The organism is Bradyrhizobium sp. 31Argb (assembly GCF_043638955.1).
Classification (GTDB): Bacteria; Pseudomonadota; Alphaproteobacteria; order Rhizobiales; family Xanthobacteraceae; genus Bradyrhizobium.
Window position 1 is genome coordinate 1 of sequence record NZ_JBEGDB010000078.1, and the last position, 18499, is coordinate 18499.

20 protein-coding genes are annotated in these 18499 nt (G+C 60.1%); 16 read left to right on the forward strand and 4 right to left on the reverse strand.

The window, feature by feature from the left end; genetic code table 11:
* Nucleotides 1-122: 122 nt before the first annotated feature.
* Nucleotides 123-305 carry a hypothetical protein gene (locus tag AAFX91_RS17190; RefSeq protein WP_130577902.1) on the reverse strand — a complete coding sequence of 61 codons (183 nt, stop codon included), beginning with the start codon at nucleotides 303-305 and terminating at the stop codon, nucleotides 123-125.
* Nucleotides 306-363: 58 nt separating this feature from the next.
* Between AAFX91_RS17190 and AAFX91_RS17195 the strand changes: the two genes are divergently transcribed.
* Complete coding sequence (locus AAFX91_RS17195) at nucleotides 364-1008, forward strand: class I SAM-dependent methyltransferase (protein WP_394567217.1); 645 nt, start codon at nucleotides 364-366, stop codon at nucleotides 1006-1008.
* 237 nt (nucleotides 1009-1245) lie between these two features.
* Here the strand turns inward: AAFX91_RS17195 and AAFX91_RS17200 are convergent, their stop codons facing one another.
* Entirely contained in the window at nucleotides 1246-2145 is a 900-nt protein-coding gene (locus AAFX91_RS17200) for a DUF2189 domain-containing protein (protein WP_130577933.1), read from the reverse strand.
* A 535-nt stretch (nucleotides 2146-2680) separates the two neighbouring features.
* Here AAFX91_RS17200 and AAFX91_RS17205 point away from each other — a divergent pair.
* The 6 genes from AAFX91_RS17205 (at nucleotide 2681) to AAFX91_RS17230 (ending at nucleotide 7482) form a co-directional block, all read left to right on the forward strand.
* Nucleotides 2681-3514 (forward strand): cytochrome c oxidase subunit II, encoded by an 834-nt coding sequence (locus AAFX91_RS17205; protein ID WP_130577904.1) that lies wholly within the window; start codon nucleotides 2681-2683, stop codon nucleotides 3512-3514.
* A gap of 73 nt (nucleotides 3515-3587) precedes the next feature.
* Nucleotides 3588-5363: a cytochrome c oxidase subunit I gene (gene ctaD, locus AAFX91_RS17210; protein WP_282529404.1), complete on the forward strand. Its 1776-nt coding sequence runs from the start codon at nucleotides 3588-3590 to the stop codon at nucleotides 5361-5363.
* A complete protein-coding gene (locus tag AAFX91_RS17215; protein WP_394567218.1) occupies nucleotides 5360-6064 on the forward strand; it encodes a cytochrome c oxidase subunit 3 in 705 nt (234 codons plus the stop codon). Before ctaD ends, AAFX91_RS17215 begins: the two co-directional genes overlap by 4 nt.
* A 14-nt stretch (nucleotides 6065-6078) precedes the next feature.
* Nucleotides 6079-6801: a heme-copper oxidase subunit III family protein gene (locus AAFX91_RS17220; protein WP_130577934.1), complete on the forward strand. Its 723-nt coding sequence runs from the start codon at nucleotides 6079-6081 to the stop codon at nucleotides 6799-6801.
* 9 nt (nucleotides 6802-6810) lie between these two features.
* Nucleotides 6811-7212 carry a cytochrome C oxidase subunit IV family protein gene (locus AAFX91_RS17225; RefSeq protein WP_165421035.1) on the forward strand — a complete coding sequence of 134 codons (402 nt, stop codon included), beginning with the start codon at nucleotides 6811-6813 and terminating at the stop codon, nucleotides 7210-7212.
* Between the two features lie 75 nt (nucleotides 7213-7287).
* The gene (locus AAFX91_RS17230; RefSeq protein ID WP_130577907.1) at nucleotides 7288-7482 is read left to right on the forward strand and encodes a hypothetical protein; all 195 of its coding nucleotides are present in this window, start codon (nucleotides 7288-7290) and stop codon (nucleotides 7480-7482) included.
* Between the two features lie 134 nt (nucleotides 7483-7616).
* On the opposite strand, the gene AAFX91_RS17235 is transcribed toward AAFX91_RS17230, so the two are convergent.
* Nucleotides 7617-8726, reverse strand: a complete 1110-nt coding sequence (locus AAFX91_RS17235; protein WP_394567219.1) for an HD-GYP domain-containing protein — start codon at nucleotides 8724-8726, stop codon at nucleotides 7617-7619.
* 870 nt (nucleotides 8727-9596) lie between these two features.
* Here AAFX91_RS17235 and AAFX91_RS17240 point away from each other — a divergent pair.
* From AAFX91_RS17240 to AAFX91_RS17275, 8 genes are all read left to right on the forward strand, one after another.
* Nucleotides 9597-10178: a helix-turn-helix transcriptional regulator gene (locus tag AAFX91_RS17240; protein ID WP_394567231.1), complete on the forward strand. Its 582-nt coding sequence runs from the start codon at nucleotides 9597-9599 to the stop codon at nucleotides 10176-10178.
* 166 nt (nucleotides 10179-10344) lie between these two features.
* Nucleotides 10345-10794, forward strand: coding sequence for an ester cyclase (locus AAFX91_RS17245; RefSeq protein WP_028163034.1), 450 nt, complete (start codon nucleotides 10345-10347; stop codon nucleotides 10792-10794).
* A 227-nt stretch (nucleotides 10795-11021) separates the two neighbouring features.
* A complete protein-coding gene (gene ada, locus AAFX91_RS17250) occupies nucleotides 11022-12113 on the forward strand; it encodes a bifunctional DNA-binding transcriptional regulator/O6-methylguanine-DNA methyltransferase Ada (RefSeq protein ID WP_165421036.1) in 1092 nt (363 codons plus the stop codon).
* 112 nt (nucleotides 12114-12225) lie between these two features.
* Nucleotides 12226-12549 (forward strand): hypothetical protein, encoded by a 324-nt coding sequence (locus AAFX91_RS17255; RefSeq protein WP_130577911.1) that lies wholly within the window; start codon nucleotides 12226-12228, stop codon nucleotides 12547-12549.
* Nucleotides 12550-12712: 163 nt separating this feature from the next.
* A complete protein-coding gene (locus AAFX91_RS17260; protein ID WP_394567220.1) occupies nucleotides 12713-13279 on the forward strand; it encodes a methylated-DNA--[protein]-cysteine S-methyltransferase in 567 nt (188 codons plus the stop codon).
* Nucleotides 13276-14025: a 2OG-Fe(II) oxygenase gene (locus AAFX91_RS17265; RefSeq protein ID WP_394567221.1), complete on the forward strand. Its 750-nt coding sequence runs from the start codon at nucleotides 13276-13278 to the stop codon at nucleotides 14023-14025. Before AAFX91_RS17260 ends, AAFX91_RS17265 begins: the two co-directional genes overlap by 4 nt.
* Nucleotides 14026-14189: 164 nt before the next feature.
* Nucleotides 14190-14675: a hypothetical protein gene (locus AAFX91_RS17270; RefSeq protein ID WP_394567222.1), complete on the forward strand. Its 486-nt coding sequence runs from the start codon at nucleotides 14190-14192 to the stop codon at nucleotides 14673-14675.
* 187 nt (nucleotides 14676-14862) lie between these two features.
* Nucleotides 14863-15381 (forward strand): methylated-DNA--[protein]-cysteine S-methyltransferase, encoded by a 519-nt coding sequence (locus AAFX91_RS17275; protein WP_394567223.1) that lies wholly within the window; start codon nucleotides 14863-14865, stop codon nucleotides 15379-15381.
* 14 nt (nucleotides 15382-15395) lie between these two features.
* On the opposite strand, the gene zigA is transcribed toward AAFX91_RS17275, so the two are convergent.
* Nucleotides 15396-16601 (reverse strand): zinc metallochaperone GTPase ZigA, encoded by a 1206-nt coding sequence (gene zigA / locus AAFX91_RS17280; protein ID WP_130577916.1) that lies wholly within the window; start codon nucleotides 16599-16601, stop codon nucleotides 15396-15398.
* Nucleotides 16602-16945: 344 nt separating this feature from the next.
* Here zigA and AAFX91_RS17285 point away from each other — a divergent pair, with 344 nt between their 5' ends.
* The gene (locus tag AAFX91_RS17285; RefSeq protein WP_130577917.1) at nucleotides 16946-18340 is read left to right on the forward strand and encodes a cytochrome B6; all 1395 of its coding nucleotides are present in this window, start codon (nucleotides 16946-16948) and stop codon (nucleotides 18338-18340) included.
* The last annotated feature ends 159 nt before the right edge of the window (nucleotides 18341-18499 follow it).

Below are 18499 nucleotides of genomic sequence, written 5' to 3' on the forward strand. Positions count from 1 at the left end.
CAAGGCTTCCTCCTAAAAGAAAGCCTTGAATCACGTTCAATCTGATTTGAGAATCCCAAGAGTCCACACGGCCTAAGGCGTGACACACGTCACCCGGTGACGTTGCATCGAGGCAACAATGGTCAGGTTGCGGCGATCAGGCCGATGTTTCTTAGAACAAAAGCGGGAACGGCGTGCTCGCCGTGCAGCCTCGTCGCCCGAGCGATCATACCGCGCATGACGTTGGCGCGGGCATCCTCCGAGATCCGGAAAAGTGGAAACCGGTTCTCCTCGCGAAAAACGCGAAGCGTTTGCGCGGAGATCATGCTTTAACGATCCGATTCCGTCTGATCGCGGCGCTGAACTGCAAAAGGAGCGTTTTCTATGAGCACCGCGAGCGACGCCCGTTTCTGGAACAGATCGTCACGGAAATATGCCAAGGGTGCGGTTGCGGATCCGGCCGGATATGAGCGTACGCTCGACCGGACCCTTGCCTTGCTAAAGCCGGGCGACTGGGTGCTTGAGTTGGGCTGCGGAACCGGGACGACGGCGCTGAGGCTCGCAGGCGATGTGCAAAGCTATCTTGCGACGGACTTTTCCGCCGAGATGATCGAGATCGCCAAGGAGAAGCACGGCGCCTCCTCTATACCGGGGCTCACCTTCCAGATCGCGACGGCGGAGACGCTCGCGCCTGAGGTCGGGCCGTTCGACGCGATCCTGGGCTTCAACTATCTCCACCTGGTCCGCGACCTGTCCGGCACCTTGCGGCGCATCCATGCCCTGCTCGCTCCGGGGGGCCTGTTCATTTCGAAGACGCCGTGCCTCGGCGACATGAACCCGCTCATCCGGATAGCCTTGCTGCCCGCGATGCGCGCGATCGGCATAGCGCCTTATGCCGGTGCTTTTCGGGCAATGGAGCTGGGCGAACTGATGGAGGCGGCGGGTTTCGAGGTTCTGGCCACCGAAAACCACGCGGCCAAAGGCAACGAGGCCCGGCCCTATATCGCGGCGCGCAAGCGGCAAGGCTAGAGCAGGATGCGATTAAACTGAATCGCATCTTCACGACGCGCCCAATTGTCTCGGCATGGCGGACGGCCTCGTCCGGTTCGGCGTCGAGCGGCTCAATCAGCATCCGCCTGCGGTTATCTTTGGCGGAGCTATATCGCCCGGTAGGGTGCGTAAACCACAGCTCGCCGCCCCAATTGCCTCGTAGACGGCTATCTATTTGCTTCGATCGCCCGGCTAGCGCGTTCAATGCTGCTCCGGCTAGCGTTCGTGGCTCCATGGGAAGAGCGACGCCGGGAAATCTGCTGCGTAGCGATGACCTATCGGTGTGCGGGGCTCCTCCTGTGGGGGATTCGGGTCGGGCTCCACCACCTTCCGATAAAGATGCCAGGTGGCATGACCGAGCACCGGCAGCACGACAGCGAGACCGACGAAGAACGGCAGCGAACCGATCACCAGCAGTGCCGCAACAATCAGCCCCCATGCGGCCATCACAAATGGATTCTCCTTCACGGCCCGCAGCGACGTCCGGATGGCGTCTATCGCAGTGGCATGTCTGTCCAGCATCAACGGAAACGATACGACGCTGACGCACAGGGACACGACCGCGAACAGGAAGCCGACGCCGCAGCCTATGATGATGAGCGACCAGCCTTGTGGCGTCGTCAGCACGCGCGTTGCGAAATCAGGGATGCTTGCGGCCGGGGCATAGCCGAAGATGGTAACGTAGATCGCGTCCGCGGCGGCGATCCAGACCCCGAACAGGACGAGCAGGAGCACGCCGAGGCCGAGAATGGCGCCGAAGGACGGTGCGCTCAGCACGTGCATCGCGTGCCATGCTGCGGGTTCCTCGCCGCGCTCGCGGCGGCGGCTGAGTTCGTAGAGGCCGAGCGCGGCAAAAGGACCGATCAACGCAAAACCGGCCGCCAGCGGAAACAGCAGCGGCAGCACCGAATAGCCAAGGACCAGTCTGAACAGAACAAGACCGAGAACGGGATAAATTCCGCACAGGACGACAGCGTGAGTTGGTATCGCTTGGAAGTCTTCCCAGCCCAGGCGCAGCGCGTCGCGCAAGTCCGAAAGGCCGATCTTGCGAACGACATATGCGGTGGAGACGCCGAAGAATTGCAGGTGAGGTCTTGCAAAATACTGAGTGGCCATGGCTCCGGTCTCCTTGCTCGTGATCGCAAGGGGGAACGGCGCGGCCTTCAACTCGCGCACATTCGCCTCATGCGCGGAAATCGCGATCGAGCCCGGCGAGCCAGATTCAGCGAGAAGGAGCTTTGCCGGGCGACACCTGTCGCTACCGGTGTACGAGCTTAAGGCGATGAGAGCAAGATAGCGCTCACGGGTGGGTGAATTGTGCGGTTGCACACTTTTCTCGCTGCACTGCACCGCACCGCCGGACGATCGGTATCGGCCGACAATTGCCGGTTTGCGTGGCGTCGGCAACGCGAGGGACCAAGGCGCGGCGTCCTCCACTATTGACGCCCGGCTCGACCCGTACCATCTTGATCCCAACGCCCCCAGCTCTGATGAGACTTGCGGTCGTGGCGTGCAGTCCGCGTCGCGACCAGTGGAATGGGCGAGGCAAGAGGCACGACGACAGCGGATGTAAAGTCCGCCATCGCGACAGACGTGAGCTCCGCCCTCCGGTTCGTATCCGCAGCCTTTTAGCGGCAAGGATGCATGAGGGATGGCTGTAGCAATCATACTGCTTTTGGTCGCGATCGCCTCGGTGGTGTTTCACCTCTTCAGCCCGTGGTGGTGGACGCCGCTTGCCTCGAACTGGGGCTACATCGACGACACCATCACCCTGACATTCTGGATCACCGGAGCGGTCTTCGTCGCCGTCGTCGCGTTCATGGCCTACTGCGTCTTCCGCTTTCGCCACAAGGAGGGAAGGCAGGCAGACTACAATCCCGAAAACAAGCGGCTCGAATGGTGGCTCAGCGTCGGGACAGGAATCGGCGTCGCGGCGATGTTGGCACCCGGACTGGTCGTCTGGCACCAGTTCGTGACCGTTCCGGCCGGTGCGACCGAGGTCGAGGTCATGGGACAGCAGTGGCAATGGAGCTACCGGCTTCCTGGAAAAGACGGCCGGCTCGGGACCTCCGATGCCCGCCTTGTCAGTGCCGACAATCCGATGGGGTTGAATCCCGACGATCCGAACGGAAAAGACGACATCGTTATTCAAAACGACGATCTGCACCTGGCGATCGGGAAGCCGGTGAAGGTGCTGCTCCGCTCAATCGATGTCCTGCATGATTTCTATGTGCCGGAGTTCCGGGCGAAGATGGACATGATACCGGGCTCGGTCACCTATTACTGGTTCACGCCCACCCGCACCGGAACGTTCGAGGTTCTCTGTGCAGAGCTCTGCGGTGCCGCGCACGCGCAAATGCGCAGCAAGGTCGTCGTCGAGGAAGAGAAAGAATATCACGCGTGGCTGGAGAAACAGCGGACATTCGCCGAGTTGTCAGGCCAGCGCAACGTCGCGAAGGCGGCGTACAAGACAGGTAGCGAATAAAAATAGCGGCGAGGAGGCACGATCGATCGTGAGGCGAACTCCTCGCTGAACAGAAGACCAGGAGGGTATTCCGATGGTCGATGTCCCGTTTGACACAATCGCAGGCATTCCGCCCGCTGAGGCGCCTGACGTCGAGCTCTATCATCCGAAGAGCTGGTGGACGAGGTACGTCTTTTCGCAGGACGCCAAGGTTATCGCCATCCAGTACTCGATTACGGCGATGTCGATCGGAATGGTCGCGCTGGTGCTGTCGTGGCTGATGCGACTGCAACTGGGATTTCCCGGCACGTTCTCCTTCATCGATGCCAACCAATATCTCCAGTTCATCACCATGCACGGCATGATCATGGTGATCTACCTGCTCACCGCGTTGTTCCTTGGTGGCTTCGGCAACTACCTTATCCCGCTCATGGTCGGCGCCCGGGACATGGTGTTCCCCTATGTGAACATGCTGAGCTATTGGGTCTACCTGCTCGCGGTCCTGGTGCTGGCCTCGACCTTTTTCGTGCCTGGCGGGCCAACCGGCGCCGGCTGGACGCTCTATCCACCGCAGGCGATTCTCTCCGGCACCCCCGGGCAGGATTGGGGCATCATTCTGATGCTGGCCTCGCTGATCCTGTTCATCATCGGCTTTACGATGGGCGGGCTCAATTATGTGGTGACGGTGCTGCAGGCGCGCACGCGCGGCATGACGTTGATGCGGTTGCCCTTGACGGTGTGGGGCATTTTCACGGCTACCGTCATGGCACTGCTGGCCTTCCCGGCGCTGCTGGTCGCCTCGGTGATGCTGCTGCTTGACCGCCTCCTGGGGACCAGTTTCTTCATGCCGACACTGGTCGAGATGGGCGAGCTGACGAAGTATGGCGGCGGCAGCCCAATCCTGTTCCAGCACCTCTTCTGGTTCTTCGGCCATCCCGAAGTCTATATCGTCGCCTTGCCGGCCTTCGGCATTATATCCGATCTGATCAGCACCCACGCGCGGAAGAACATCTTCGGCTATCGCATGATGGTCTGGGCGATCGTGGCGATCGGCGCGCTCAGCTTCGTCGTATGGGCGCACCACATGTATGTGAGCGGCATGAACCCGTATTTCGGGTTCTTCTTCGCCACCACGACGCTCATCATTGCCATCCCGACCGCGATCAAGGTCTACAACTGGGTGCTGACCCTCTGGCGCGGCGATATTCATCTCACCATCCCGATGCTGTTCGCGCTTGCGTTCATCATCACGTTCGTAAATGGCGGGCTGACCGGCCTGTTTCTCGGCAACGTGGTCGTGGACGTTCCGCTGTCGGACACGATGTTTGTTGTCGCCCACTTTCACATGGTGATGGGCATTGCACCGATCATGGCCGTGTTTGGCGGGATCTACCATTGGTATCCGAAAGTCACGGGACGAATGCTCAATGAGGCGCTCGGACGATTCCACTTCTGGGTCACGTTCCTCGGAGCCTACGCGGTTTTCTTCCCGATGCACTATCTGGGCCTTTTGGGCGTGCCTCGCCGCTATCACGATATTGGCGAAACGGCCTTCATCCCGGCATCCGCCCATGACCTCAATGCGTTCATGAGCGTGGCCGCCCTGATTGTCGGCTTTGCCCAGCTTGTCTTCATATTCAATCTGATCTGGAGCCTGTTCAAAGGGAAAGAGGCGGGCGGCAATCCCTGGGGAGCCGCGTCGCTGGAATGGCAGACACCAGAGACCCCGCCGGGGCACGGCAACTGGGGCAAGGAGCTCCCGATCGTCTATCGCTGGGCCTACGATTACAGCGTACCCGGCGCCGGCAGGGACTTCGTGCCGCAAAATGAACCGCCGGCCAGACTGTCGGCGCAGGGGGCCCATCCGTGAGCGTCATTGTCCTGTTCATGGTTGGAATCGCGGCAATTGCGGGATGGTGGCTCTCGCAGCAACGGCTGACAGCCAAACCCTGGCTGGAGGAGGGAGTGAGCGTCGATCTTCGCGAGGAGAGCACAGCATCACCGCAAGCGGCGAAGATCGGATTGGGGGTGTTTCTCGCGGTCGTCGGCTCGCTGTTCGCGCTCTTCATCAGCGCTTACTCCATGCGCATGAACATGGTGGACTGGCGGACGCTGCCAGTGCCAGCGCTGCTGTGGTTCAACACGGGCGTGCTGGTGTTGAGCAGCGTTGCGCTGCAATGGGCGTACATCGCCGCCCGCCGTGACGACATGGACGGCATCATTCTCGGCCTGCTCAGTGGGGGAGCATTCGCCGTTACATTCCTGGTTGGACAGCTTCTGGCGTGGCGACAGTTGAATGCCGCTGGGTATTTCGTCGCGTCCAACCCAGCCAATTCTTTCTTCTACCTGATCACCGCGGCGCACGGGCTGCATGTGATGGGCGGTCTCGTGGCGCTCGGCAGAACGGCCGCCAAGTTATGGCGTGGCCCTGAGGTTAAGCAGGTGCGCGCGAGCGTGGAACTCTGCGCCATCTATTGGCATTTCCTGCTGCTGGTCTGGCTGGTCTTGCTCGGTCTGCTGACGGGCTGGACAGACAATTTCGTCGACATCTGTCGCCAGTTGCTCAGCTAGGGAGGCAGGGACCGATGGCAGAGACTGCACTGACAAACGTTGGAGCATCGCCTGCGCGGCTCCCGGGCTTGCGAGGGATCGTTGCCGACTGGTCTTCGGATCAGCGCGCTTTCAAGAATGTCTCCTGGGGGAAGGCCATGATGTGGATCTTCCTCCTGAGCGACACCTTCATCTTCAGTTGTTTCCTGCTGTCATACATGACGGCGCGAATGTCCACGACGGTGCCGTGGCCCAACCCCAGCGAAGTCTTTGCTCTCAATATCGGCGGTCAGCACATACCGCTCATTCTGATCGCTATCATGACCTTCATCCTGATCAGCAGCAGCGGCACCATGGCGATGGCGGTCAATTTCGGTTACCGCCGGGATCGGATCAGAACTGCAGCCTTGATGCTGGCCACCGCCGCATTCGGCGCAACGTTCGTCGGAATGCAGGCTTTCGAATGGACCAAGCTGATCATGGAAGGCGTCAGGCCCTGGGGCAATCCGTGGGGCGCGGCGCAGTTCGGGGCCAGCTTCTTCATGATAACCGGCTTCCACGGCACCCACGTGACCATTGGCGTGATTTTCCTGATCGCCATCGCACGCAAGGTCTTGCGGGGAGACTTCGACGTCGAAAGGCGTGGCTTTTTCACGAGCCGGAAGGGGTATTACGAGATCGTCGAAATCACCGGCCTGTACTGGCACTTCGTCGATCTTGTGTGGGTGTTCATCTTTGCCCTTTTCTATCTTTGGTGAGGTTGGCGCATGACAGAAGCCGCGATACATGTGGAAGGCCAACAACCTTCGCTGCACGTTCACGCCCATGAGGCCCATGCGCCGGGAGCCACGCAAGCAAAGGGCCAGCAGCACCCGATCAAGCTCTATCTCGCGGTCTGGGGATGGCTGTTCGTCCTTAGTACCTGCTCCTTTCTCGTCGACTACTTTGGTATCCATGGCCATCTCAGATGGTCGCTGATTCTGCTGTTCATGGTTTTGAAGGCCGGTCTGATCGTCGCCGTCTTCATGCACATGGCCTGGGAGCGGTTGGCCTTGGCCTATGCCATCCTGCTTCCGCCGGTGCTGGTGTTGGTATTCGTGGCGATCATGGTGTTCGAATCCGACTACACGCATCTGCTCCGGGTCGTATTCTTCACTCCGACTGCGTAGCTCCCGTTGCCTCGCGGCGAAGGAGAACGGCAATGACGAAAGACACTGTAGCAGTACAAGAGTGGAGATATTGGGATGCAGTTCACCGTTGGGTTTAAGCTAAGGGGAAAGACAGACCATGTCGTCCTCGACGGACAAGACGCGCTTGTCGCCGCGCTGAAGGTGAAGGCGGAGCTTCCGGAAGCAGTCATCATGTACGTACGCCCACAAAATCGGCGTGGCGACACACGTCATCCGTCACGTGCGCTCGCCGAAGACGTTCTTCGATGAGAGTCCGGCGGACCCTTGCGCCTCCCCGCAGCCAGCCTTCTCCAGCGATTTCGAAAAATTTTGCCCGCCTCTGTCAGGCCTTTCGATGTCCAGCGTCCCCCGGGCGATGACGGCGTACCTTCGCATAGGTCACGTCACGCCGTATCCTCGACGACGGAGCGGAACGCGTTGAGGAGATCGCCGTCGAGTTTGTTTCCCATGTCCTGCATGATGCCGAAGGCCTGCATTGGCGCCAGCGATTGCCGGTAGGGTCGATCTTCCACCAGTGCAGAAAAAATATCGGCAATCGTGATGACGCGTACGAGATCTGCAATCTGCCCGGCGCGAAGCTGATCCGGATAGCCCGATCCATCGAGCAGTTCATGGTGATGAAGCACGCAATCAAGGATCTCGACCGGAAAGCCGCCTTGTTGCGTGAGCAGGTCATATCCGTATCGGGGATGCTGTCTTATCTGCTCCATCTCATGGTCAGTCAATTTTCCCGGCTTGTCGAGGATATCGAGTGGAACGAACGATTTTCCAACATCGTGCAACAGCGCAGCGTGCGCGATGCGTTGTTGGTCCTTGGGGCGCATCTTCAGCTTCTGCGCGAACGCGACGGCGAAGCCGGTGACGAGCAGGCTGTGCCTGTAGGTGCCGCCATGATGCCTCCGCACGGTTTCCATCCAGGGACCAATTCCCCAGACATCGAGCGCCTCCAGGATGAGCGGAGTGTTGGCTTCGAGAGTTTCGAATGGAAGTGAGCTCTCGTTGTGCGGCGCCTCGATTGTCTGCGCGAGCGCACGATGAGCGGCGGAAACGCCCCGCAACACGATCTTGTTGTGCGATGGTGTTTCCGACTTGGCGCGCGCGTGATGTATTGGAGAAAATACCCGCAGAACTTCATCTGCATCGAACGGATGGTAGATGTAGTTGCGTACGCCGAAAGTCTCTGCGTGGCGCATCTTTTCGGCAAGCGCGCGTTCTCCGATGCTCTTGTCGATAACAAGGAGGCTGGGCAGCGAACGTGCAAGAATTGCCTGGCGAGTGGGCTGAAGCGCTCGAACCACCTGCGTTGACGAAAGATCAACGTCAAGAACGACGCAAGAAGCGAAATTATCGATGACAAGAGGGTCAATCGCCGGCGGCAGCAAATGGACGTCGCGGGTTCGACTGAGTATGGATGCCAGCGGTCTTGTCCGTTCCGGCGTCTCAGTTATGAGGGCGATATGAAGTTGTCGGACTGTCGTGGCTGCCTCGATCATGCGATTCACTTTCCTGGCGGTCTCGCCTGTTCGTAAATTATCGCGGCTGTCTTTTGGTGCGTCGTTACCTGCGCGAGCAACGGGGAGGCAACGGCGCTTGCAGTGTTGCGAACATCCACCTCGTTCCTCCTGCTGCCGCCATCATTCGTTTGATGGCTTGTCGACTCGAGATGAACAGAGAGAGTCGCGTCCCTGTCCAAGCTGCATCCGCTCGCTTGTGATCGTGATGTTGCCAACATTTCCCGGGTTGTCGGCGGACGTAAGCAGGAGCGCTGTTCACGCCAGCTGCCACGTATCTTCATGCGTATGCAGCGTTGCTGAATGAGATGTTACCGACGCGCGGGCAATTCGCCTTTTGGCCATATCTCGCGCGAATTGGATAGCCACCGTTAAAATTGACGCCGTGTGGCACCGCGTTGCTTAACCGGAGAATTTCAGTTAATCGCGAAACAATTACTGTGTGGCCTGCTTGGAAATATGAGTTCGTTTTCGCGTGTTGCTTCCCAAGATAAGCGTGGGGTTGGTTTCGATACGTATCTAGACTGTCTCTCGATATTCTTGCCGGACGTTTCGGCGGAGCCGGAGAAGGCCGGGCGGCAATTTTCGTGGCGAGCCAGCTTCGCTGCGGTCAACGGCCTGACCTGCTGGCGGGTGCAGGGTAGCCATGGCTACGAAATAACACTCAATGACTCAGCGGAGACCTTGCATGTCTCGCAGCCTGTCATTGGCGCTGTTGCTGCAATTGGCAGATACGGTGCCTGCCGAGCGCTCCCAGGATCTCTATTTACACATCTGACAGACGCGCCAAGCCGAATCTCCACCAAGGGGGCTCATGCAATGAGAGCGTTACGGTTCGAACGCCCGGAATTGATGCAGGCCCTTTCCACATTCGATGAAAAGCTCTCTATTCAGGACCTCACGCCTCTGATGCTCCATCATCTGACGGAGACGACGACGCAATCGCTTTATCACTCCGCGCAAGCGGTCGTGTCCGCCGTTCTTGATGAGGATCTTCAGGGGCGCGCTCCCATCGCGATGGCGCTGCTGAGCGAATCCTTGCTCTTGCTGGTGCTCGAGAGACTGACATCAGGCAAATTGCGGGAACCGTCTGAACCAACCATGCGCCACCTTCGGCGGGCGGTCGATTACATGCATTCCAACATTCATCGGCCCTTTACCATGAGCGACGCCGCAGCCGCAGCAGGTATCAGCGTACGGACGTTGCAGACCGCTTTCCAGGCGCACTACGGTGCAACGCCGGTCGCCTACTTGCGTCGCATCAGGCTGGAAGCCGCACATCTGGAACTTACATCTGCGGACAACATTCTGCCTGTCTCCGAAGTCGCCCTGAAATGGGGCTTCATGCATATGGGACGCTTTGCGGAGATATATCGCAAGACCTACGGTCTTCTTCCATCCCAGCTTGCTGGACTGCGAAGGCGGAACGGCTGATCTGTGCCGGCCGTGGTATCTATCCGCATCGCGTCGGCGGTTGCTCCGTCTCCGCTTTCGATTTGAAGACAAGAACCGGAGTTTGGCTTGCTTCGGTCAAGCGTAAGCCTCGTTCAGATCACCACCCGACGTCGGTGATCGTCACGAGACACAAGGAGCCGTTCCAATGAGCAAGGAAGAAGATAACAAGGCCGTTGTCGGTCGCTGGTTCACGGAGTTCTGGGGCAAGGACGTCAATCTTGCGGTCATCGACGAGATCGCCGCGCCCGACATGCTGCTCAAATACTCGCTGCATGAGCCTCGCCGCGGCCGCGCCGATATCAAGGCGTTCATGACCGATTTCCGTGCTGCATTCCCCGATCTCAATTTCTGGGGCACGGCGGACCTGATCGCCGAGGGCGATTACGTCGTCGGCCAATGGGAAGGTGGCGGCACCCATAAGGGGCCGGCCTTCAACGACTTCCTGGTCGGCGGTTTGCCGGCTGCAACGGGCCGCAAGATGCATTTCACCGGCACTACGGTGCTGAAGGTGATCGACGGCAAGATCGTCGAGGAGATCGGTCTCGACGACGGCGTGACCGCGCTGACCCAGCTTGGGCTGCTGAAGGCTGCCTAGGCAGCTCACGCCCGGCCATCGAATAAGGTCCGCACGTCCGTGCGGACCTTATTCGCTTCTGGCCATCTAGGCTTAACTCCGCATCTGTGCTGCCCCCGGAACTCGTCAAGCCGGTGTTCCCCCGGTGATCCGGTTGCTGGCATACGCAATCGAATTCGAAAGCAAGGATCGGAGTGCATCAGACGGGAATTGGCGGCACCATCGTCCAACACCATATGAGAAAGAAGATGACTGCGACGCCCGCCAGCACCCCGAAGTCAACGCCCCCGTCGGTGGTGGATGATCCTCGATGGGCACGCATTGTCGCGCGCGACAAGACGGCCGATGGCCATCTCTGGTACTCGGTGGCAACGACCGGCGTCTATTGCCGGCCGTCCTGCCCTTCGCGCGTTCCCAACGCCAGGAACGTGCAGCTCCACGACAGCCTGGAAAGCGCCAGGGCGACAGGCTTCCGGCCTTGCCGGCGTTGCAATCCGGAAGGCCTTTCGACCGAAGCCGAGAACGCGGCCCTGGTGGCGAAAGTGTGCCGGATCATCGAGGAGAGCGAAGAAGAGCCTTCGCTGGAGCAACTGGCAGCGGCGATCGGCCGGAGTCCGAGCTATTTCCATCGCGTGTTCAAGGCCACGACCGGGTTGACACCGAAGGAATACGCCGCCGCCCACCGTGCCAGGAAGGTTCGCCAGGGATTGGTCTCGGGCAACTCCGTCACCGAGGCGATCTACGACGCCGGCTTCAATTCCAGCGGGCGCTTCTACGAGAAGTCGACGGACATGCTCGGCATGACGCCGTCGCAGTACCGTGCCGGGGGCACGAACGAGGAGATCAAGTTCGCGGTCGGGCAGACTTCTCTCGGCGCCATCCTCGTCGCCTCCAGCACCAAGGGCGTGGCTGCGATCCTCCTGGGCGACGATCCGGACGAACTCGTCCGCAATCTTCAGGATCGTTTCCCGAAAGCGCATCTCATTGGCGCCGATCGCGACTATGAGGCACTGGTTGCCCGGGTCGTCGGGTTTGTCGAGGCGCCGGGGATCGGCCTGAACCTTCCCCTCGACGTCCGCGGCACCGCCTTCCAGCAACGCGTGTGGCGGGCTCTGCAGGAGATTCCCGTCGGCGAAGCGGTTTCCTATACTGAAATCGCACAGCGTATCGGTTCCCCCAAGGCGGTGCGCGCGGTGGCCGGCGCCTGCGCGGCGAACAAGCTTGCCGTCGCCATTCCCTGCCATCGCGTCGTTCGGAAAGATGGCTCGCTCTCCGGTTATGCCTGGGGCGTCGAACGCAAGCGCGCTCTGCTCGACCGGGAGTGCTCGCAGGGTACATGAACAGCGCCGCCGCCTTGACCTCCAGAGGCACCTTCCGGCCAGTGTCTGCGAGTTTGAAAGCAATATTCGGAGTGCGCTGGTTGCGATCTCGTGCACTCACTCGATCATTCAGGTGGTCGATGCGAGCCTATCGAAGTCGCTGGTGATCGCCGACGCCGATCGACTGGCGGAAGGAACGCTTCAGACGATGTTTCCTCGGGGTGCATTCGACGCAAAGACCAAGCGCGAGAAGCGACGCCGCAGGACAATGCCCGATGCGATCGCAGGCCTTGTTCACGCCGATCCGGCGAAGGCGCGCGTGATGGCCTATTTCCGCCGGCTCGTCACCGACGGCCATGCAGAATGGCAGATGCTCGAGAACGGAGATATCCGGCTCCGCTTTCGCACCGGCGATACCTATCTTCTCGCGAAGACGACGATCATCCGCATCGCGTGAACTGACCGAAATTCTGATGAGCTTGCTTTGCCCCAAGTGTCCGGCTCTTTCGCGTCGGCAGGCAGCAATCGAAAGCTTTCTCGATTTGAGAGCAAGCACCGGAGTTCAGGCAAGCGCGCTGCCCAATAGTTTCGATCATGAGGACAGATCAGGGAGCTAAGCGATGAACCTCATGATTTCCGACGCCGCCTTGCAGCTTTCACCCACGGCAAAGCGTGCCAACGCTGCCGTCGAGATGCTTTTCTATGCGACCGGCGAATGCGCCCTGGGCAAGGTGCTGGTGGCCCGCAGCGCCAACGGCGTCTGCGCCATTCTGCTTGGCGCGGACTCTGGCGAACTGGAGGCGGATCTCGCCGCCCGTTTTCCGGAGGCCATGCTCGTCGCGAACGAGGCCATCGTCCGCGATGACCTAGCGAAGGTGATCCGTTTCGTGGACAAGCCCGCCGAAGGACTTCATCTTGCGCTCGATATGCGCGGGACGGCGCTCCAGCGCCGTGTCTGGGACAAGATGCGCTCGATTCCTGTCGGCAGGACAGTGACCTACATGGAACTCGCTCGTTGGATCAGCCCGATGGCCTCGGCCCGGGTGATCGCCGGCGCCTGCGCCGCCAATCCGATCGCACTCGCTATTCCCTGCCATCGCGTCATTCGCACCGATGGCGATCTGGCGGGTTATCGCTGGGGCATCGAGCGCAAGCGTGAATTGATCAGGAAGGAAACCATCGCATGACAGTCCGTTCGTCCACCATCACCCGTGTCCCCGCGGTTACGTCCGCAGAGGCACGGGTTGCCGCTTACGACTGGCAGGTGCTCGCAGGCGAGCTCGACAATTACGGCTGCGCCGTCTTGCCGAAGCTGCTTTCGCCCGAGGAGTGCCGCACCATCGCAGATATCTACCCCGACGAGAGCCATTTCCGAAGCCACATCCACATGGCGCGGCACGGCTTCGGCAAGGGCGAGTACCGCTATTTCAAATATCCGCTGCCCGAGCTCATCGGCTCCTTGCGAACCGCGCTCTACCCGCGCCTTGCAGGTGTTGCCAACGAATGGAACGCTCGGATGGGAATAAGCGAGCGCTATCCAGGCGACCATGCGTCGTTCCTCAAGCAATGCCACGACGCCGGCCAGAAGCGCCCGACGCCGCTTCTGCTGCAATACGTCCCGGGTGACTTCAACTGCCTCCACCAGGATCTCTACGGCGATCTCGCATTCCCGATTCAGGTCGCGATTCTGCTCTCGCAGCCCGGCACGGACTTCGCAGGTGGCGAGTTCGTTCTGACCGAGCAGCGGCCGCGTATGCAGAGCCGCGTCGAAGTCGTGCCGCTCCGGCAGGGCGACGCAGTGGCCTTCGCGGTCCATAACCGGCCAGTGCAGGGATCGAAGGGCAATTACCGCGTGAACCTTCGTCACGGTGTGAGTCGTGTGCGCTCCGGCATGCGGCACACCGTCGGGATTATTTTTCACGACGCGACCTAAAGCGCGATGAGATGAGGATGAATCATCATCGCGCTTTAGGTTATTGTTTGAGCATGATCTCCGCGCAAACGCTTCGCGTTTGTCGCGAGGGAAAACCGCTTCACACTTTTCCGGATCATGCTTCAGCGGCGCGGCAGACGCACTCCCGCCGAATGGAGAAGGCCATGAAACTGGTCAGGATGAGCGAGCAGAAAGTCGGCCTCCTGGTGCCTCTCTCCAGAGGCCTGCATGTGATCGACATAGCGAACAGCCTGGGTGTATTTGCGCCGCATGATCCGCTGTCAAACGGTCTTCTGAACGGCGCGCTGAAAGATGGTTGCGATTGGTCGCTGATCGTCAAGCATTGGGCTCACTTGCGGTCGCCGCTCAAGAGGCTGGCAAACCTCGCCATAGCTAATCCAGATCATTCATGCCTGGTCATGCAGCCGTTTACAGAGCAATTCCAGATCGAAGATGCCGTCGATCAGATCGTTGCGATCGATATAACCGACACGGAACGCCTCGAAGAACAGGATCCGACGGGCCGGCACGCCATGGCGCGACAGTTTAGTGAGCTTCCTGAGGATAAGATCAAGCGCGATGCGCCGTCGGCGACGGGAGCCGCTCAGGTCATCGACTTTTCGCATCACAAACAGATCGGCGACGCCTGATTTCCAGGTGTCTCCGCCGGAGAGATAGCAGTCGCCCGTGGCTTCTCGACTGTCGCCAATAATGCGCGAGCCGGGCTCTCGCCGATCAGCGTCACCTCCATTTTTCGATTTGAAAGCAAGGACCGGATCGGCCCCGCCATCGCCGGCTTCTATCTTGTCGCCAGAAACAAATTCGAAGGAGCGCAGGATGCGCGAAATCATCCGCTTTGCCTGGGGGACCAGTTCCCTCGGCGATTTCATGGTGGCGATGTCCGGCAAGGGGCTCGTCGCCCTCGAATTCAGCTCGAACCGCTCCGCGGCGGAGGACGCATTGCGCGGCCACTTCCCGGAAGCCGACATCATCGACAGCGAGCAGGAATTGACCGATGTCCTGTCGAAGGTGCAACGCGCGATCGAAGCGCCAGGTTTCGATCCCGCAATTCCACTCGACTTGCGCGGGACGCCGTATGAAGTCGAAGTCTGGTCGATGCTGCGTGCAATACCCGTCGGCGAAACGACCAACTACGGCGCCCTGGCGGCCAAACTCGGTACCCGCGACGCACGCGAGGTGACCGAGGCGATCGCCTGCAATCCTGTTGCGGTCCTCGTGCCGTGTCACCGCGTCGTCAAGAAGGACGGCTCGATCTCCGGCTATCGCTGGGGCGTCAAGCGCAAGCGCGAGCTATTGGCACGCGAACGGCGTTCCGGGGCATCCGAAACTCTGTGAAGGGTTGCGGCGCGTCAGGCCGCTTCGTTGGCGCGCCTCCAAACCGGAAACGGATCGGGCAGGCCGGCCCAGGCCTGCGTATCCATGCCAGGCTTTCCTTTCACGAGGCACGCATCAAGCCGTGCACGGATCGCGGCTTCATCCATGTTCGTGCCGATGAAGACGAGTTCTTGCCGGCGGTCGCCATAGAGATCGTTCCAGCTCTTCTTCAATATTCGCTGCCACTCGGGATCCTGCGGCCACCGTTCGCGCGGAATCGCTGCCCACCAGAATCCCAGGGCCTCGGTCTTGGTGATGGCGCCGGCCTGGCTCATTTCGCCGACCCACTGCGGACGCGTGGCAATCCAGAAATGGCCCTTGGCGCGAATGACCCCTGGCCAGGCGTCATGAAGGAAGTGATGGAATTTCGTGGGCTCAAACGGCCGCTGCGCACGATAGACGAAGCTCTTGATGCCGTATTCCTCGCTCTCCGGCACATGGTCGGCAAAGCCATACAGCTCCTTGAACCACAGCGGATGCTGTTGCGCCTTCTGAAAATCGAAGCGCCCGGTATCGAGGATCCGATCGAACGGGACCTTGCTGTGATTGGTCTCCAGGATCTCGGCCTCAGGATTGAGCGCCCGGATGATCTTGCGCGCGGCATCGCGGTGCGCGGGTGTTGCGTCATCCACCTTGTTCAGCACCACCACATCGGCAAATTCGATCTGCTCGACAAGCAAATCGACCAGCGTGCGCTGGTCGTTGTCGAGGGCCTCGCCGCGCTCGCTAAGGAAGTCGGTGGAGGAATAGTCCTTCAACAGGTTCACCGCATCGACGACCGTGACCATCGTGTCGAGCCGCGCGACGTCGGACAGGCTCTCGCCTTGCTCGGTCCGGAAATCGAACGTGGCCGCAATCGGCAGCGGCTCGGAGATGCCGGTCGATTCGATCAAGAGGTAATCGAACCTTCCGCCTTCAGCCAGCGCACGCACTTCCCTCAGCAGGTCGTCGCGCAGGGTGCAGCAGATGCACCCGTTGGTCATCTCAACCAGCTTCTCGTTCGTCCGGGAAAGATTCGCACCGCCATCGCGAACGAGGTCCGCATCGATGTTCACCTCGCTCATGTCGTTCACAATCACGGCCACCTTCAGGCCGTGTCGGTTGTTGAGCACGTGGTTCAGCAAAGTTGTCTTTCCAGCCCCGAGGAAGCCGGACAAGACGGTGACGGGCAGTTTTTGCATGGAGATCGAACAGCCTTTGCAGCTCGAGGAATTTCCGCCCGGCAGAGGGCATCGGGGCATCCATATGTAATGTTATAACATTACATAACCGGAGCCGTTTTCGATTGTCAAGCTGCACCGACGGCAACGCGTGCTGCGTTGGAGCAAACGTGAGTTGGTGGAGTGGCTGGATTGTCAACTAATGCCAACGCGATCAACCAACCCGGCCATCGCGTGCGCCCCCATCACGGAATGATCAAACTCGAGGAATGTAGGAACGAAGCAGATTCGACCGCGTTGCGCTCCGCATCTGCGTAGGTCCTGCATCGGCACTTCTGGTGCGTGCTCCGAACCGGAGGTCGCTCATGTCGAAATACCCGAAAACTGCGGCCGCATTGGCCGTAGCGAGCTTGATTGCAGTCGCTGCATTGGCCGATCCACTGCCCCCAGACGCGACCTACAGGCCGCTTCCGACGCAGCCGCTTGATGTGGTGAAGGCGCTCGATGAGGCGCAGAAACCGCAGGTCATGCAGCGCCAGCAGGCCTTGTTGGAGCAGCGCTATGACCTCTCCAACCGGCCGATCGACAATGCGATGATGTCGGGCGGGCGAAAGCCCGTGCAGGACGGAGTGCGCGTCAGGCTGGCGACAGGAGTAACCTGGGACAGTCTGTCGGCGATGAGTCCGGACGAGATAAGGCAGCGCGGATTGCTGCCGGCCGGTTTCATGCCGCTGCCGCATGTCAAGCAGGCGACCGGCGGCCAGGTTTTCCCGAACCAGCAGATCGACGAAATCAACCGGCAGGAATCGCGCAACATCAGGCGCTTCGACATCGATTTCGATCTCCCCGACCAGTTCACGCCGGAGTTTCCGCCGCCGATCTTTCTCACCACCCATCCGGAACTGGGCGATGTCTCGCACGGCCAGCTTCTGACGATAAAGAACTACTATCAACTGATGATCGGCATCATCACGCCCGTGCAGATGGAGGGACTGCGCCTGTTGCTGACACCGTTCCCGCAGGAAGAGTTCAACCAGACAGAAGATCGCAAGAGCGCAGACCAAAGCCTTGGCGTCACCTGTCTCGATTGCCATGCGAATTTCCACACCAATGCGGCCTTCCACCAGACACCTGACGTGCGTCCGCAGGCGGCTCGCTTCCGCCTCGATACGGTCAGCCTCCGCGGCATGTTCAACCAGCAAATTCATGGCTCGAAACGGTCGCTGCGCTCGATCGAGGACTTCACGCAGTTCGAGCAGCGGACGGCCTATTTCAACGGCGATCACGTCAGCGCGCAGCGGAAGGGCGTGAACCTGCCCGACCGATTTGATCAGGTCCCGATGATGGCGCAGATGCAGAACATCATCGATTTCCCGCCTGCGCCAAAGCTCGACCCGCTGGGGCGGCTCGATCCCAGCAAGGCGACGCAACAGGAACTCGCGGGAGAGCAGGTGTTCCTGGGCAAGGGGCAATGCGCGCAATGTCACATGCCGCAGACGTCGTTCCTCGACAACAACATGCACGACCTGAAGCTTGAGCGCTTCTACAATGTCGGTCAGACGGTCAATGGTCTCGTCACATTGCCTGATGGACCAATCAAGACCTTCACGTTGCGCGGCATCAAGGACTCGCCGCCCTATATGCACGACGGGCGGTTGCTGACGCTTGCCGACACGGTCGAGTTCTTCAACCTGGTGCTCGGCTTGAAGCTGACGCAGGAGGAGAAGGATTCGCTGGTGGCGTACATGCTGACGCTGTGATGCCAGTCGGGTGCCGGCGGTTGTCGTCCCGCTGAGTCGCAGAAGGAGATTGAGTGATGCGTCTTCTCACGCTCGTAACGATCGCAATTGCATTTGTTTCTCCGGCGGCTTTCGGTCAGTCGACCAATCCCGCGAGTCCCGCGCCGGGTAATCCCGGCG

Excerpts from the sequence above, each read along its gene's own strand:
- AAFX91_RS17190 (WP_130577902.1), bottom strand. The coding sequence starts at position 305 with ATGATCTCCGCGCAAACGCTTCGCGTTTTTCGCGAGGAGAACCGGTTT.
- AAFX91_RS17195 (WP_394567217.1), top strand. The coding sequence starts at position 364 with ATGAGCACCGCGAGCGACGCCCGTTTCTGGAACAGATCGTCACGGAAA.
- AAFX91_RS17200 (WP_130577933.1), bottom strand. The coding sequence starts at position 2,145 with ATGGCCACTCAGTATTTTGCAAGACCTCACCTGCAATTCTTCGGCGTC.
- AAFX91_RS17205 (WP_130577904.1), top strand. The coding sequence starts at position 2,681 with ATGGCTGTAGCAATCATACTGCTTTTGGTCGCGATCGCCTCGGTGGTG.
- ctaD (WP_282529404.1), top strand. The coding sequence starts at position 3,588 with ATGGTCGATGTCCCGTTTGACACAATCGCAGGCATTCCGCCCGCTGAG.
- AAFX91_RS17220 (WP_130577934.1), top strand. The coding sequence starts at position 6,079 with ATGGCAGAGACTGCACTGACAAACGTTGGAGCATCGCCTGCGCGGCTC.
- AAFX91_RS17225 (WP_165421035.1), top strand. The coding sequence starts at position 6,811 with ATGACAGAAGCCGCGATACATGTGGAAGGCCAACAACCTTCGCTGCAC.
- AAFX91_RS17230 (WP_130577907.1), top strand. The coding sequence starts at position 7,288 with ATGCAGTTCACCGTTGGGTTTAAGCTAAGGGGAAAGACAGACCATGTC.
- AAFX91_RS17235 (WP_394567219.1), bottom strand. The coding sequence starts at position 8,726 with ATGATCGAGGCAGCCACGACAGTCCGACAACTTCATATCGCCCTCATA.
- AAFX91_RS17240 (WP_394567231.1), top strand. The coding sequence starts at position 9,597 with ATGCAGGCCCTTTCCACATTCGATGAAAAGCTCTCTATTCAGGACCTC.
- AAFX91_RS17245 (WP_028163034.1), top strand. The coding sequence starts at position 10,345 with ATGAGCAAGGAAGAAGATAACAAGGCCGTTGTCGGTCGCTGGTTCACG.
- ada (WP_165421036.1), top strand. The coding sequence starts at position 11,022 with ATGACTGCGACGCCCGCCAGCACCCCGAAGTCAACGCCCCCGTCGGTG.
- AAFX91_RS17260 (WP_394567220.1), top strand. The coding sequence starts at position 12,713 with ATGAACCTCATGATTTCCGACGCCGCCTTGCAGCTTTCACCCACGGCA.
- AAFX91_RS17265 (WP_394567221.1), top strand. The coding sequence starts at position 13,276 with ATGACAGTCCGTTCGTCCACCATCACCCGTGTCCCCGCGGTTACGTCC.
- AAFX91_RS17270 (WP_394567222.1), top strand. The coding sequence starts at position 14,190 with ATGAAACTGGTCAGGATGAGCGAGCAGAAAGTCGGCCTCCTGGTGCCT.
- AAFX91_RS17275 (WP_394567223.1), top strand. The coding sequence starts at position 14,863 with ATGCGCGAAATCATCCGCTTTGCCTGGGGGACCAGTTCCCTCGGCGAT.
- zigA (WP_130577916.1), bottom strand. The coding sequence starts at position 16,601 with ATGCAAAAACTGCCCGTCACCGTCTTGTCCGGCTTCCTCGGGGCTGGA.
- AAFX91_RS17285 (WP_130577917.1), top strand. The coding sequence starts at position 16,946 with ATGTCGAAATACCCGAAAACTGCGGCCGCATTGGCCGTAGCGAGCTTG.